Raw genomic sequence first — 15,940 nt, 5'->3', positions numbered from 1 at the left:
AACACCACATGATTTTGACGACTTCAATCGTATTTGCGCACATTTTATGAGGCTAAGAGTGGGAGTTAGTGATTTTGTAAAGGTAAATTGACTAGTTTGCGGCTCGCGGGCCGTCGGGGGCCTGGGTTGTTTGGAGGAAGCAATGTTTGTCAGGACCGCAACTGCAAGGAATATGGTGGGGATCGTCGCTGCCGGAGTCGTAACAACGGTCGCCACCGCCGGAGTTCTACTGGGACTGTCCTACAAGGCGCTTGAAAGGCACTCTATTTCCGAAATGACGACGGTCGCCCATGAGAGCGCCGGAAGGGTACAGGCGGTCTTTGCGCGAGCGGAAAGTCTAGCGAATCAGGCGAGTTCGGCGATTGCTGCCATTCAAGACGGTCCTGAGCCGAATCGGGAGTTGGTGACCCGAGTGTTCTCTCGAATGATCGCGGAAAATGAATTCGCACTCGGTTTGAGCACTTGTTGGGAGCCAGGCGCTTTTGACGGCAGAGATAAAGCCTTTGTCGGCACGACGACCTCCGACGGGACCGGCCGGTTTATCCCCTATTTCGTGCGGGCAAAGGGAGAGGTGAGCGTGACGCCGCTTGTCGATTACGACAAGCCTGGCGCGGGCGACTGGTATCTAGTGCCCAAAAGCACCAAGCAGCGGCTCCTTATGGAGCCGTATACCTATTCTATCGACGGGGCGGACGTCCTGATGACGTCGTTTATGGTCCCACTCGTCAAGGGTGACCAATTTCTTGGTACGGTTGGGGTAGATTTGGCGCTGGACGCGCTTGCGAGCGATCTCTCAACTCTTCGTCCACTAGGAAGCGGACACGTCGCGCTTGTTTCGGCTAGTGGGATGATCATCAGTCACTCCAATCCTGCCGCGCGCGGCAAGAGCCTTGAGGCAGCGGGTCTGGACGCGCAGGGTTGGCGCGAAATAATCGCCCACCCTGGCGTGACTGGCGTCCTGCCGGGCGCGGATGGCAGCGGTCCTGACGTGGCCCTGGCCGTTCCTGTCGATCTTCTGCCTGGGACGACTTGGTACGCCGTCGTCGTGGTGCCAAACGCCGTACTTTATGCGAGCGTTCAGACCCTGGCCATTACGTCGTTTGCCATAATCGCCATCGCGGCCGTGCTGCTTGTTACGATCGCAGCGGTGCTGGCAGGCCGGTTCCATCGGCGTTTGAGCCGGGTAATCGCCGCGACCGCCGACATTGCCGCAGGGCGAACGGTTGGGGAGCTGGCTGATTCCCTTTCGCAAGACGAAATCGGTGAAATGGCTCGAGCGCTCGGCGTTTTGGAAAGCGCTGCACGCGCGAAAGATTCTCTGGAACGGCAAGCAGAGCAGAACCTCGCAAGAGAGGATGAAGAGCGGCAGGCGCGGAGCGCGGAAGCGGAAATGCGGGAGAAGCAAACGCGCTCGGCGGTGACCCTGCTTGGTGATGCGCTTCACGCACTGGCTGGGGGCGACACGACATGCCGGATTGGTGAGCCATTTGCGGGAAGCCTCGACGAAGTGCGGCAGAGTTTCAATGCATCTGCGGAGAAGCTCCAGGCCGCGCTAAATTCGGTGGGAAAGAACGCCCACGCGATCGCCGCGGGCACTTCGCAAATCAGCAGCGCTGCGGACGACCTCGCGAAACGCACTGAACAGCAGGCAGCCTCGGTCGAGCAGACGGCTGCTGCTGTCGAGGAAATCACCTCTTCGGTCCGTGACACGACAAAACGTGCGGAGGAGGCTGGCATGCTTGTCGAAACCGCACGCGCTAGCGCCGAGCGATCCGGGGCGATAGTTCAGCGAGCCGTCTCGGCGATGGGCGAAATCGAAACGTCGTCTCGCGAGATATCGAACATTATCGGCGTAATTGACGATATCGCGTTCCAGACGAATCTCCTTGCATTGAACGCGGGCGTTGAAGCGGCGCGGGCCGGCGAAGCTGGAAAAGGGTTCGCCGTAGTAGCTCAGGAAGTCCGGGAACTCGCACAACGTTCTGCCTTGGCAGCACGCGAGATCAAGGCGCTGATCGCCCGCTCGAGCGATCAGGTTAGCGCCGGCGTCGATTTCGTCGGTGAAACCGGCGCTGCGCTGACAGACATTGCCAGCCAGGTGCAAGAGATAGATCGTCACGTCGCAGCGATCGTGCTCGCGGCGAGGGAGCAATCGACATCGCTCCACGAGATCAGCACATCAGTGAATTCGATCGATCAAGGGACGCAACGCAACGCTGCCATGGTGGAAGAACAGAACGCTGCGGCTCATTCTCTGATGTCTGAGGTCAGATCGCTGAACGACCTGCTCGCACAGTTCAGACTTGATCGCCTTCCTACGTCAACCGCACTGCGTTTCGTGGCATAGTTCAATGACCGAGCGCGCCGCTCCGTTGCACGAACTCCACCGACGATTTCGGATCGCCGGTGGAGCAAATTTCCCACAGATAGCCACGAAACCCTGCGACTTTGATAGGTGTTGACCTCGTAAATTTGCAGAATTTGCCACAACGTTCCCACAAAATACGTTGACATCCGTGGAGATCGGCCACAAAGTCCCCCTCAAGAGCGCGACAAGCGCCGATTTAGGTAGCCAACCAATAAAGGGGTTCGATATGTCAAACTGGAGAAGAGTCTTTCAGGTGGTCGGTTTTGGAGCTGCATTGCTCACGGCCACGCATTCCTACGCTGTGGAATCGCCCGATCCGATCAAGCTCACGCTTAACGACTGGTCGGGCCAGCTTCTTTCAACCAAGATAATGGGCGGCGTGCTCAAAGCGGCCGGCTACAATGTTGAGTATGTTCAAGCCGACTACCTCGCTCAGTTGACCGGCATGCAGTCGGGAGACCTGGACGTCGCTATGGAAATCTGGGCCACCACGGCTCGTGACGCGCTGGAGGCCGCCGTCGCGACTGGCAAGGTGGTCAACCTGGGCGAGACCGGAATGGTTGCCAAGGAAGAGTGGTGGGTTCCGGAATACATGATTGCCAAGTGCCCCGGCCTTCCGGACTGGAAGGCTTTGGACAAGTGCGCTGACCAGTTTTCGACCCCGGAAACCGCGCCCAAGGGCCGCTATCTCGGCGGGCCGGTGACTTGGGGTGGATACGATGAGGAACGGATCGCCAATCTGCCGATCAACTTCGACGTGATTCACGCAGGTACCGATGCGGCGCTTTACGCCGAGTTGGACGCCGCATATGCCAAGGAGGAACCGATCGTCCTGTGGGTCTACTCGCCGCACTGGGTGCCAATCAAGTACAAGGGCGAATGGATCAAGTTCCCGCCGTACACGCCGGACTGCTATGCCAGCAAGTCCTACGCGTGCGCGAAGCCGAGCGGGCCGGTTTGGAAGGCTGCCTGGGTCGGACTGGAGAAAAAGTGGCCGGGCGCGGCAAAGGCTGTGAAAGCGTTCCATATCACCAATGAGGACATGGGCGAGCTTATCAAGCGCGTGGACGTCGATGGCGAGAACCTCGATACAGTGGCTGCGGATTGGCTGAAGACCCACGAAGACACGTGGAAGCAGTGGCTTAACTAAGCCCGACGCGCGTGCGCGTTCACGCGCACGCGCCCCCGAATCCATCCTAAAATTATTTTAAACCGGGAGTCTGTCATGGCCGGTTCGATGATCACCTGTGAGAACGTGTGGAAGGTCTACGGGCCGCCCTACGTTCCGGGAGAAGAGCCCACCGACGCGCACGTCGTAGCCCTCAAAGCCGCGAACTTTACGATCAAAAAAGGCGAATGCTTCGTCATTATGGGCCTTTCCGGATCGGGGAAATCGACCCTGGTTCGGTGTCTCACCCGGCTGATAGAGCCGAGCGAAGGCCGCATTAACGTCGCGGACAACGACGTCACCGGTGCGAGCCCGAAACAGCTCATGGAAATCCGCCGCAAGGTGATGGGCATGGTCTTTCAGAACTTCGCTCTACTGCCGCATCTTACCGTTCTGGAAAACGTGGCGTTTCCGCTTTCGGTTCGCGGCGTCGATATGAAAACCAGAACCTCGAAAGCACGCGAACTTGTAAAGACCGTCGGACTTGCCGGCCGCGAGAACCACTTTCCGTCCGAACTGTCGGGAGGCCAGCAGCAGCGCGTCGGCATCGCCCGCGCACTATCCTCTGAACCTGAAGTCCTTTTCATGGATGAGCCGTTCTCGGCGCTGGATCCGCTTCTGAGACGTGAACTGCAAGATGAATTCATCCGCCTCAGGCACGAGTTGAAGAAGACCATCGTCTTCATCACACACGACTTCGATGAGGCGATCCGACTGGCAGATCGCATCGCGATCATGCGCAATGGAGAAATTCTGGAGATAGGGACGCCAGAGCAGCTCGTGATCCACTCCAAGCACCCTTACGTCACGGAATTCACCCGGCATTGCGACAGATCAAGCGTGCTGAGGGCAAGGACACTTGCACGACCGCTCCGGGCGAATTTCGAACCATCGGTCAGCGTCGATGGAAACGAGCTGGTCGCGGATGTCGCCGCGAAGGTTCTAGGGGGGCGTGAGGACGCCGGCGTCCTGGTTGACGGTAAGCTGACAGGGATCCTGACCAAGGGCGACGTAATCGCCTCCCTTACTGGCAAGCCAATTGAGCTTGAGGCGGTCTGATGACGATGGCAGTTAATTCATCCGCCCCGGAGGGGCGGGTCCTACGGGTCCCGCTTGCGACCATCTCGTTCTTGCTGTTGGCAGGCTCGTTCTTTCTTCCTGCCGCGATAAAAACCTATCCTCGCGAGTACGTCGTGCCGTTTTCCGGATGGATCCAGTCGGCAATGGCCTGGCTTACGCAGGATGCTCCACAGATTTCCGGTTTGCCGCCGATACGCGTGATGACACGTGCGATCGCCGCGATGCTCGACGCCCTACTCAATGCCGTACAGGGCATTATCGCTACGGGTTTCCGCTTTACACCCGGCGACGGAGCGCCGGACATCGCGCCTCTACCCTGGTTCGCCGTCACGACGATTTTCCTTGTAGTCGCATATCGGCTCCGCGGTCGCCCGCTGGCGCTCGTCACGGCGCTTGGCCTGGGATTCATCCTGATCACCGGAAACTGGGCGTCGTCTATGGTGACTTTGTCGTCGGTACTCGTCGCAGCGTTCATTTCGGTCGTTTTCGGGCTCCTGCTCGGTATCGTCGCTTACCGTGTCCAATGGTTTGCGCGGCTCATTTCACCGGTGCTCGACCTGATGCAGACAGTACCCGTCTTCGCATATCTGGTTCCGGTTCTGATCTTGCTCGGCTTTGGTCCGGCGTCGGCGTTGGCAGCGACCATAATCTATTCGATGCCACCGATGATCCGAAACACCGTTCTGGGGCTGGGGCGCGTTCCACCGGAAATCTCGGAGTTTGGGTCGATTGCAGGCTGCACTGAGAGGCAGCTCATCTTCAAGGTTCTTGTTCCATCGGCGATGCCATCGATCATGGTTGGCGTAAATCAGGTTGTGATGATGACGCTCAACATGGTCATCATCGCGTCCATGATTGGGGCCGGCGGCCTGGGCTTCGACGTGCTTACCTCGCTGCGCCGACTGGATATCGGTACGGGCATGGAAGCGGGCCTTGCAATCGTCGCACTCGCCATCCTGCTCGACCGGTTTTGCCAGGCGTTCGTCACAAGAGCTCGTGAACATCACCACGATGATCAACGCTCCTTTTGGGTCAACAATTGGGGCTGGGTCATCGTCACTGCCGTGGCAATCGTCGGCTACATCATCGCCGTCGCACTACCGAGCGCGACCTCATTCCCTGTGTCTTGGGTGTTCACCGCAAAGCAGCCACTCAACGAGTTTGCTCGCTGGCTCACCTTCAACCTGTCTACACCACTCGACGCGTTGAAGAATGCGATACTCCTCAACGTGATGGTTCCTGTGCGCATCTTCATGCTCGGGCTCCCATGGTTTGCACTTCCGCTGCTCGCCGGGGTTGCCGCATGGCGCCTGTCCGGACCCACGCTTTCCGCGCTCGTGTTCGTTCTGATGTCCGCGATTTTCATGGCTGGTCTTCAGCAGCCGGCGATGATGACAATCTACCTCTGCGGAATAGGAACGGTCCTCTCTTTGCTTATCGGCTTCCCACTGGGAGTGCTGGCCGCTGTAAACGAGAGAGCTCATCAAGTGTTGAACGTCGTCTGTGACACGCTCCAGACGCTGCCGACCTTCGTGTACCTGATACCCGTCGTGATGCTCTTCAAAGTCGGAGACTTCTCCGCGCTGGTGGCGATCGTCGCTTTCGCTATCGTGCCGGCCATTCGATATACGGATTTCGGCATACGGCATGTGAAAGAGCATTTCGTCGAAGCGGCGGTCATGAGCGGCTGCACGCCGACCCAGACTTTGTTCAAAGTCAAGATTCCTCTGGCCGTGCCGGAAATGCTGCTTGGTTTGAGCCAGACGATTGTCATGGCGCTTTCGATGCTCGTCATCACTGCATTGGTGGGTACCCGAGACCTTGGTCAAGAGACCTATATCGCACTGACCAAGGCCGACGCCGGACGTGGCGTGGTGGCGGGGCTGGCCATCGCTTTCATCGCGATCGTCGCGGAGCGGCTCATAGTCGCTTGGCGGCTGAAATTTTCCAAACGGCACGCGGCCTGAACCGCCTTGCCTGAACACCATCGACATCTCATTGGAGGCTAATCATGTCGAAAACCTTTGACCAGCACTATCGGATCGTCATCATCGGCGGCGGTGCTATTGGTTGCTCGCTTGCGTACAATCTTTCTCGCCGCGGTGAGAAGGACGTGATCGTTCTTGAGAAATCGCAGATCACCAACGGCTGCACCTGGCACGCGGCAGGTCTCGTCGGCCAGCTCCGCGGCAAGAAGAATCTCACCAAGTTGATGCAGAACTCTGTAGCGGTCTATGATCGTCTTGAGGAAGAGTCCGGTCTGACCATCGACTGGAAGAAGGTTGGCTCCCTCCGCCTTGCCTCCTCGGAAGCCCGTTGGAGCGAAATTCGCCGTTCGATGACGCTCGCAAAGAGCTTCGATTTCGAATGCCACTCGCTTTCTGCCAAAGAGGCCCAGGAACTCTTCCCATACATCGATCCGGAAGGCGTGGTCGGCGCCGCCTTCATTCCGTCGGACGGCTACATCGACCCCTACGCGTTGACGCACGCTTACGCGGCCACGGCTCGTAAGAACGGCGTCAAGATCCAGGAAGGTGTCACGGTCACCGAATTCATCAAGGAAGGACGCCGCGTTGTCGGCGTCGCGACCGACCATGGTACGATCGGCTGCGACATCATCGTCAACTGCGCCGGTCTGTGGGCCAAACGCATCGGCGACATGGCCGGTGTTCCGCTCGCCGCCGGCGTCGTTGAGCACCAGTATTTCCTGACTGAAAAAAAGCTCGACCTACCGAAGAACCTTCCAACTCTGCGCGATCCGGACAAGAACTTCTACCTCAAGCCGGATGTCGCCGCCTTTGCGATCGGCGGATGGGAGGACGGCACGAAGGGATGCTGGCGCTCCAAACCACCGTTCGAATTTGGACGTGAACTCTTCCCGGAAAACATGGATCGATTGGAACTGTTCGCGCTGCCTTGCGCCGAGCGTCTTCCTGTCCTCAACGAGGTTGGCATCCAGACCGTCATTAACGGCCCGATTCCGGCCTCGGCCGACGGCGAGCCGATCATGGGCCTGGCTCCGGAACTCGACAACTTCTTCGTCGCATGCGGCTTCACCGCCGGGATCGCGGCCTCCGGTGGCGCCGGTGAGGCAATGGCGAATTGGATACTTGACGGCGATCCGGGGATGGATCTGTGGTCCTTCGACGTGCGCCGCTTCGGCGCTCCGCACAGCCAGGGTCGCTACCTCGAGGAACGTGCAATCGAAGCCTACGGAAATTACTACAAGATCCATTGGCCGGCCGAAGAAAACCAGGCCGTGCGCAATCTGCGCCTCTCGCCGTTCAAGGCTCAGCTTGAAGCGTCCGGTGCAATCTTCGGAAGCCGCTTTGGTTGGGAGCGAGCCAACTGGTTCTCCCGTCCATCCGACGACAAGTTTGACAAGCCGAGCTTCGAAGGAAAGCCGAACTGGTTCGATGCGGTTGGAGCCGAGTGCGAAGCTATTCGCAACCGCGTCGTCCTGATCGACCAGTCGTCGTTCTCGAAGTTCGAAATCACTGGAAAGGGCGCGCAGGCAGCACTTCAGCGCATCGCTGCAGCCGACATTTCCGGGGCGCCGGGCAAAGCCGTCTACACCCAGCTTTGTAACGAAAACGGCGGAATCGAATCCGACGTCACCTTCATGCATCTGGACGACGAGAAGTTCTTGCTAGTGACCGGCTCGGCGTTCGGCGTGCGCGACAGCGCCTGGGTGCGCCAGCATCTGCCCGAAGGCGTGACCATCCGCGACGTGACCGGCAGCTACGCCGTTCTCAACATCTGCGGTCCGAAGTCGCGCGAGGTGCTTCAGAAGGTCACGGACGACGACGTTTCCAACGACGCGTTGCCATTCTTCGCGGTTCGCACGATCGAAATCGGCTATACCCGCGCTATCGCGGCCCGTGTCGGCTACGTCGGCGAGCTCGGCTATGAACTCTACATTCCGATCGAATACGGCGCGCATGTCTACGACACGCTTTGGACGGCGGGCCAGGAGTTCGGCATTCAGAACGCCGGCTATCGCGCCATCGACTCTTGCCGCATGGAGAAGGGCTATCTCTACTGGTCCGGCGACATCACGCCCGACTACAACCCTTACGAAGCGGGTTTGGGCTTCTGCGTGGCGTTGGACAAGCCGGATTTCATCGGGAAGCAGGCGCTGGAAAGGATCAAGGCTGAAGGTGTCACGAAGCGCCTGTGCTCGTTCACCGTCGAAGGCTTCGCACCATTCCATGGAGGCGAGGCGATCATCCTCGATGGCAAAGTCGTGGGACGGACCACAAGTACGGCCTATGGCCATTCGATGAAGAAGACTATCGCTTTCGGCTACCTCGATCTCGAGAATGCCTCCGCTAAGTCCTTCGAAATCGAAGCTTTTGGAAACAGCTACGATGCAGAGCGAGGCCCTCGTTGCCTTTATGATGCAAAGATGGAGCGTCTCAAGGCCTAAGCCACGCGGGAGGAGGTTCTATGAAAATGAAAGGGGAACAACCGGACATGGAACGAGTGCAAAAAATCGTCGAAGGCCTTCCGGAAAAGTTTCGCGTACAGACGGTCACCCGCTTGGGAGGCATGACCAATGTCGTCTACCACGTCGAGACCGACAAGGACGAACTATGCGTGAGAATACCGGGGGTCGGCACCGAGGCCTACATCAATCGACGTTACGAGGCTCGCGCGGCAAGGGAGTCCGCGCGAGTAGGGGTTAGCGCCCCGGTGCTCTTCTTCAACGAAGTAAGCGGTGAGAGCGTCACGGCCTTCATAAAGGGTGCTGTGACGATGTCGCCGGAAGAGTTCGCCAGTCGCGAGGGTTCGGCGTTTCGGGCGGGCGAGGCATTCAAACGCCTGCATAGCAGCGACGCCACGTTTGAAAATCGATTCGACGTCTTTACGCTCATTGACGAGTACATGGCCTACCTTGCGACCAAGGATTCCACTGTGCCCGACGGATATCGCGAGGCCCTGGCCTCGGCCGAGCAGGCACGTTCAGCCCTCAACGCTAAGCCACTGCCGCTGGCGCCCTGCCACTGCGACCCTCTCAGTGAAAACTTCCTCGACGTCGGTGATCGGATGTGGATCGTCGACTGGGAATACTCGGGCATGAACGATCCCTTGTGGGACCTGGGAGATTTCATAGTCGAGGCCAGCCTCTCGGAGGAGAAGGAAGGCGAGCTGCTCAACGCCTATTTCGGCCGTCTCCCAACCGACGCGGAGTATGGACGGATAGTCATCTACAAGGCCTTGTGTGACTTGGTCTGGACCTTATGGGGCCTCATCCAGCATGCAAACGACAACCCGGCGGAGGACTTCTGGGCCTACGCGATGCATCGCTTCCAACGATGCACCGCGTTGATGGCCACCGCCAACTATAGCTCCGCAGTCGCGGCGGTGGCCCAGGCTTGATGCTCAGACGGCGCCCCGATCAGCGAAAGGCGATCGGGGCGAGAGCTTTAATTTATTCGCCGGCGTTGCTTCCTACCAACCTTGGACCGTTGCCCGCACGCGCGACGGCGGGAATGCGTCCGCGCGGGCATCAGTTGTGGGACGCGTGCGCGTGTCATTGAAAGCCGTCGATGATCCTATTCGGCATACATGAGATCGCGAAGCTTTTCGCGTCGCTTGGCGCTGAAGGATTCGGCACATCTTTACGAGAGCTTATCGCCAGCAGAGTAGATGTTGGTCACTGCCTGCTTGTGACCTCATCCTTCATCGGCGATCTGACGGTTCTCTATCGCGGCCCGGAGGGTACGCCCGGCGTGTCCTCGGGCGACCTGAATGAATTGCTTGATCTCGCTCGCACCAGGGGTGAGGGAGATCGAGTCATTTCGCGCCCAGACAGCGGAATCCTTATTTTGGAAACGTCGCCTCAGTGCACCGTCGTCCGGTTCAAACCCTCCGACCCCCCTCCGGAATATATTGCCTATACGATGTCGCTGTCAGCGCAGTCGACGGCGACCCTCATTTTAGGTTTGGACGAAAGTCTCGTCGGGATCGAGGCTTGCCTTGCCTGCGCGCCAATCGTGGGCGAGGCTGTGCGATCGCATCTCGAAAAGCTCGAAATGTCCAAACCCGATCAAGTCCGATCCGTGGATTTCGATCAGACGGAAGGCAGTTTTGATGACCTCTTCGCCGACAGCCTTACGCCTGCACAACGAGGTATCGTTCGACTCATCTTGCGAGGTCACGGCAGTGCATCGATCGCGTTGCATCTGGGGGTGTCGGAAGGCACGGTGAAAGTCCATCGTGCGAACATCTACCGAAGGCTCTCCATCAGCAGTCAAGCTGAACTTTTCAAAATGTACATAGACAGAATGCTGAGGCCATGAAGGACCGGCGGGGTCTGTTTTCGGTCGGGGGAAAGCAGGGAAAAGCACGCGCTGTATCGCTCACCGTGGTTGACTGCGTCGCCCTGAACACACAACTTACAGGATATTTTCGAGATGTGATTCGCAGTTTGGGAAGTGCGCTGAATGTCAGTAACGGATAAGCTTGCCTGCGTCCGAGAAATCGTAGACGCCAACAAATCCAGAGACCGCAACGAAGCGGAGACGAGACACAAAATTATCGATGGCATCATTCATGACTGCCTATCTTGGCCACGCAATCGTGTCTCAGTCGAAGAGTATATCGCGCCGGGATTTGCCGACTATGTGCTGAAGAAGGCAAATGGCGATCATCTTCTGTTCATCGAAGCCAAAAAAGCTGGCGTCTATTTCGACCTGCCTTTCCCATATGTCGACAGCGAGACGCACTGCTACATGTCGATGTCGAAGCTGATGTCGAACGAAAACATCAAAGCGGCGATCAACCAGGTCAAAGGCTATTGCTTCGACACCGGCTGTGAATACGCCTGCATCACCAATGGTCACGAATGGATCTTCTTTAAGACGTTCGAAAAGGGGAAACGCTTTGAAAACCTGCAGGCCTTCGTCATTCGGAGCCTGGCGTTCTTCGACAAGGATTTCACAAAAAGCCAAAACATGTTTTCCTTCGGGGCGATCTTCGATCGCGCTTCGCTCAACGAAGCCCTTTCAAGCTCGCCTCCCAAGGACAGACATATCTTCTTTCCGAAGGAGAAAATCCCTTCGTACGGCCACAAGATCAATTCGAACAGGCTTGCCGGTACGCTCCGGCCGATCGTTAATCATTACTTCGGCGTGATCGGGGACGACGACACGGAGTTCATGGAGCGTTGCTACGTCTCGCAGAGCGACTACACGCAAATGTCCGAGGGGATCAACGTTCTCATCGAGGATTCCTTGAGCCCCTATTTCAAGGGCTACGGCGTCAATCAGTTAGAGAACACCGGAAGGGGCGGGCAGCTTGGAGGTCGTCTCACCAAGAACATCAAGCGTGGCAGGAGGGGCGAGGTCCTCGTACTTTTCGGCGGCAAGGGCGCCGGCAAATCGACTTTCGTGAAGCGGGTCCTACGGCACAATCCGCCAAGGTGGCTTCGCGAGCATTCGGTCATCGCTATCGTAGATCTCCTCAAAGTTCCGGAAGACCAAAGCGTTATCCGTGAAACGATATGGTCGAGCTTGGTCGAATCCTTAGATGTCGACGGATTGCTTCAGTCGGCACGTGATAATCTGTTGAAGGAGCTGTTCGCCGACCGCTTCGAGATTGCACGAAAGCAGGATCTGGAAGGATTCGACAGAAAGTCCGAAATTTACAATTCCCGTCTGAACGCACTCGCCGCCGAATGGAAGCAGGACAAGCCGTACTGTGCCGCCAGGCTCGCGTCTTATTGGGCGTCGAAGGGAAAAGGCGTGATCGTCGTTGTCGACAACACCGACCAGTATTCCCCGGAACTTCAGGACTTTTGCTTCACATCAGCCCAGGAGATCAGCAACCTGCTGAATTGCGTCACTCTGATCTCGATGCGCGAGGAACGCTTCTACAACTCAAAGATTCACGGACTTCTGGACGCATTCCAGAATTCGGGGTTTCACATCAGCTCCCCCAAGCCCTCGACTGTGTTCAAGAAGCGAATAAGCTACGTGAATTCGCTGCTTAACGAACCGCAGCGCCGTCACAAGATCGGCCTCGAGGATACAAATGGGAAGATCATCGATGATTCGATGAACTATCTGTCGATCATTTTTAGGGACTTCAACAGCGAGCAGTCGCCGTTGAACGCTTTCTTGACAGCGTGCGCCCATGGCGACACCCGGTTGTCTCTCGACCTCTTCAGAAGCTTTCTGCTATCCGGCTACACCAACGTCGACGAAATGTTGAGTTCGGGAAATTGGGTCTTCAAGATCCACCAGATCATCAAGCCGGTGATGATCCCAAACCGCTACTTTTACGATGAGGCTCTGTCGGACATCCCGAACGCCTATCAGGTTAGGAATTCCCGGCATGGCTCGCATTTCACCGCGCTTCGGATCATGCGGAAACTGGCCAAGAGCATAGAGCGCACGACTCCTTCCTACGTCTCAGTCGCGGAGCTCAAATCTTATTTCGTGAACACCTTCAACATGGGTGACGACTTCACAGCGAATCTCGACGTTCTCCTGAAGCACGGCTTTGTCGAATCCAACAATCGATTGGACCAGTACTCAGACCAGGTCGACAGCGTTAAGATCACGACCTACGGGCTCTACATGGTCCGCGAACTCGCATACTTCTTTTCATATCTCGATCTCGTGTGCACCGATTGCGGCATCTTCAGCGAGCAGGTTAGCAACTATCTGGTCGACGCCGCCAGACAGGAATTCGATCTGTTTTCGAAGGGAGAGCGTCTCGAGCGCGTCAAAATCAGGCTCGATCGCGTTGAGAAATTCATCGAGTACCTTGCGGAAGAGGAAATGAGGGAGCGAGAGCTTTATTCGCTTGGGATGAAGGAAGAAGACATGTTCACACATACCTTGCGGAAATCGTTCGAGGAAGAAAAGCGCGTCGTAGCGAAAAGCGCCAAGCGCAACTCGGCACAGCGCTCCAACAAGCACTGGTCGCGCGGCCGCCGCTGACAGCGCCTCGTATTACCTTGGTGATATAGACCGGCCATCCGCCCGATAGCTAGTTTCCTTATCACGGACTTCGCCGGCAAGTGGTTGGCCGTCCGAGCGAAAGGAAACACATGACCTCTCTGCTCCCCCCAAGACCCAGTCGGGTACTCCGCCCCGCGCACCGTGCGCTTCCGATCGGGACGGAGCGCTACCTGGCGAAGGGTGGCGGCTCCCTTGCGGTCACCGTGAAAGCTGGCGACGCCGTCAAGATCATTGATAGAGAAGGGCTGCAGCGCGCGGAGGTCAGGCCGACCGACTTCGAGGGGCGTGATGACATTTCCATTCTTGGCCTTTCAGGCGGCGAAGGAACGTTTTGCATTTTCGGATCTGGTCGAGCCGGGGAAAGCGCCGAATTTATCGTGCAGCGCGACGCAACCCTGCATATCTCAGCCCCGGCGGACCAGATGGAGGTGACAGGACAAAACACGGCGACCGATCTGGAGGTGTTTATCCAACGCGCAAACCCAACTGCCGTGAAGGCGGGCGGGGCGCCGCTTCCGAATCCGCTTCGCGATCCGCTGCAGGAAATACGCATTCGCGCGGCGTCTGCTCAGGCTTTTCTTGTCAAGGCGGGCGAGTACATCCAGGTGCTTGACATCGATGGTCGTCAGATGACCGACTTTCAGTGTTTCTCTGCCCGCAAGTTAGATGCAGGGATCGAACACGCGCTCGACGCGACCGTCACGCGCACGCTTACCCATCGTGCGATGCCCATTCCGGGCTTGCCGTCCAAGGCATTTGCGTTCGATTTCGAGCCACTCGTTGAGATCGTTCGGGACACAGTCGGTAGACACGACGCCTTCGCGACGGCCTGCAACTCTCGCCAGTATGACGACATGGGCTATCCAGGCCATATCAATTGCACGGACAATTTCAACGGCGCTCTCGATCCCTACGGCATCGCCGCGCGCAAGGGGTGGGAGGCTTTGAACTTCTTTTACAACTCGAGAATCGACGCGCACGATCAGATCATTTCGGACGAAGCTTGGTCTCGTCCCGGCGACTACGTGCTGATGAAGGCGTTGACCGACATCGTGTGTGTCAGCTCCTCGTGCCCGGACGACATCGATTCAGGAAATGGATGGAATCCCACTGACATTCTCGTCCGCACTTATGCTGCCGACAACAAGTTTTCACGCGCGATCGCCTATCGCCCGACCCCAGATGCGGAACCACAGATGACTAAAGAAACGGCTTTTCATCCGCGCCTCTCCGCGCTTACCCGCCATCATACGGAGTATCGCGGATTCTGGCTTCCAACTCGCTTCAACAACGAGGGTCCGACGGCCGAGTACTGGGCATGCCGTGAGCAATGTGCCGTGATAGATCTCTCGGCGTTGCGGAAATTTGAGGTAACGGGGCCGGACGCCGAGGCCTTGCTTCAGTACTGCCTGACCAGGGACATCCGCAAGCTGGCTGTGGGCCATGTGGTCTACACGGCGATGTGCTACCCGAATGGCGGGATGATCGACGACGGAACAGTCTTCAAGCTCGGTCCCAACAACTTTCGTTGGATCTGCGGTGACGATTACAGCGGCGTCTGGCTTCGCGAGCAGGCGCAGAAGATCGGATACGAAGTCTGGGTCAGATCCTCGACAGATCAGATGCACAACATCGCTGTCCAGGGACCAAAAAGCCGCGATTTGCTGAAGGAGGTCATCTGGACCGCACCCGGCCAGCCGGCACTAGGAGAGTTGGAGTGGTTTCGCTTCAGTGTTGGAAGGATCGGTCATTTCGAGGGCGTGCCCGTGGTGGTCTCGCGCACAGGTTACTCTGGTGAAATCGGCTACGAGATATTCTGTCACCCCAAACACGCACTTGAGGTGTTCGACGCTGTTTGGGAGGTCGGAAAGAACTTTGGTCTGAAGCCAATGGGGCTGGAAGCGCTCGACATGCTTCGCATCGAGGCCGGATTGATTTTCGCCGACCATGAGTTCACGTCCGAGACCGATCCGTTCGAGGCGGGTATTGGATTTACCGTTCCTCTGAAGTCTAAGGCTGACGACTTCATTGGTCGGGAGGCACTTCTTCAACGTAAGGAGCATCCTCGTTACAAGCTCGTCGGGCTCGACTTAGATTCAAACGACGAGGTTGGCCACGGCGATGCCGTCTTTATCGGAAAAGCCCAGGTCGGCGTTGTGACGAGCAGTACTCGGTCGCCAATCCTTCGCAAAAACATCGCTCTTGCACGCATCGACGCACTCTCGTCGGCGATAGGTACTCAAGTCGAGATCGGCAAGCTCGATGGGCACGCGAAGCGGCTGCCTGCGACGGTAGCAAGATTCGCGCACTACGATCCTGAGAAACTGCGGCCCCGCTCGTGAGCGGTAACAA

The 15,940-nt window shown here is 57.6% G+C and carries 9 protein-coding genes; all 9 read left to right on the top strand.

Translation table 11 applies throughout. The features are described from left to right. Positions 1-142 precede the first annotated feature (142 nt). The 9 genes from BJ928_RS02070 to BJ928_RS02030 all read left to right on the top strand — a co-directional run bounded on the left by BJ928_RS02070 (position 143) and on the right by BJ928_RS02030 (position 15,930). Entirely contained in the window at positions 143-2,347 is a 2,205-nt protein-coding gene (locus tag BJ928_RS02070; protein ID WP_047627415.1) for a methyl-accepting chemotaxis protein, read from the top strand. A 295-nt stretch (positions 2,348-2,642) separates the two neighbouring features. Further along, on the top strand, positions 2,643-3,518 hold the full coding sequence (locus BJ928_RS02065; protein WP_245432216.1) for an ABC transporter substrate-binding protein: 876 nt from the start codon (positions 2,643-2,645) through the stop codon (positions 3,516-3,518). 75 nt (positions 3,519-3,593) lie between these two features. Next, positions 3,594-4,595, top strand: coding sequence for an ATP-binding cassette domain-containing protein (locus BJ928_RS02060; RefSeq protein WP_047627413.1), 1,002 nt, complete (start codon positions 3,594-3,596; stop codon positions 4,593-4,595). Then, positions 4,595-6,583: an ABC transporter permease subunit gene (locus BJ928_RS02055; RefSeq protein ID WP_052227456.1), complete on the top strand. Its 1,989-nt coding sequence runs from the start codon at positions 4,595-4,597 to the stop codon at positions 6,581-6,583. Before BJ928_RS02060 ends, BJ928_RS02055 begins: the two co-directional genes overlap by 1 nt. Positions 6,584-6,627: 44 nt before the next feature. After that, positions 6,628-9,045 (top strand): FAD-dependent oxidoreductase, encoded by a 2,418-nt coding sequence (locus BJ928_RS02050; RefSeq protein WP_047627411.1) that lies wholly within the window; start codon positions 6,628-6,630, stop codon positions 9,043-9,045. Between the two features lie 20 nt (positions 9,046-9,065). Continuing rightward, entirely contained in the window at positions 9,066-9,998 is a 933-nt protein-coding gene (locus BJ928_RS02045; protein WP_047627409.1) for a phosphotransferase, read from the top strand. 170 nt (positions 9,999-10,168) lie between these two features. Then, positions 10,169-10,921, top strand: a complete 753-nt coding sequence (locus tag BJ928_RS02040; protein ID WP_052227455.1) for a helix-turn-helix transcriptional regulator — start codon at positions 10,169-10,171, stop codon at positions 10,919-10,921. Positions 10,922-11,065: 144 nt separating this feature from the next. Next, positions 11,066-13,567, top strand: a complete 2,502-nt coding sequence (locus BJ928_RS02035) for a hypothetical protein (RefSeq protein WP_052227454.1) — start codon at positions 11,066-11,068, stop codon at positions 13,565-13,567. 110 nt (positions 13,568-13,677) lie between these two features. Then, entirely contained in the window at positions 13,678-15,930 is a 2,253-nt protein-coding gene (locus BJ928_RS02030) for an aminomethyltransferase family protein (protein WP_047627408.1), read from the top strand. Positions 15,931-15,940 lie beyond the last annotated feature (10 nt).

The organism is Rhizobium sp. WW_1 (assembly GCF_003610155.1).
GTDB lineage: Bacteria > Pseudomonadota > Alphaproteobacteria > Rhizobiales > Rhizobiaceae > Rhizobium > Rhizobium tropici_A.
The sequence above is the reverse complement of the archived record's forward strand: the minus strand, read 5'-3'. Positions and strand labels throughout refer to the sequence as shown.

Bases quoted from the DNA above. Each gene is read 5' to 3' on its own strand.
- BJ928_RS02070 (WP_047627415.1), top strand. From the start codon at position 143: ATGTTTGTCAGGACCGCAACTGCAAGGAATATGGTGGGGATCGTCGCT.
- BJ928_RS02060 (WP_047627413.1), top strand. From the start codon at position 3,594: ATGGCCGGTTCGATGATCACCTGTGAGAACGTGTGGAAGGTCTACGGG.
- BJ928_RS02055 (WP_052227456.1), top strand. From the start codon at position 4,595: ATGACGATGGCAGTTAATTCATCCGCCCCGGAGGGGCGGGTCCTACGG.
- BJ928_RS02050 (WP_047627411.1), top strand. From the start codon at position 6,628: ATGTCGAAAACCTTTGACCAGCACTATCGGATCGTCATCATCGGCGGC.
- BJ928_RS02045 (WP_047627409.1), top strand. From the start codon at position 9,066: ATGAAAATGAAAGGGGAACAACCGGACATGGAACGAGTGCAAAAAATC.
- BJ928_RS02040 (WP_052227455.1), top strand. From the start codon at position 10,169: ATGATCCTATTCGGCATACATGAGATCGCGAAGCTTTTCGCGTCGCTT.
- BJ928_RS02035 (WP_052227454.1), top strand. From the start codon at position 11,066: ATGTCAGTAACGGATAAGCTTGCCTGCGTCCGAGAAATCGTAGACGCC.
- BJ928_RS02030 (WP_047627408.1), top strand. From the start codon at position 13,678: ATGACCTCTCTGCTCCCCCCAAGACCCAGTCGGGTACTCCGCCCCGCG.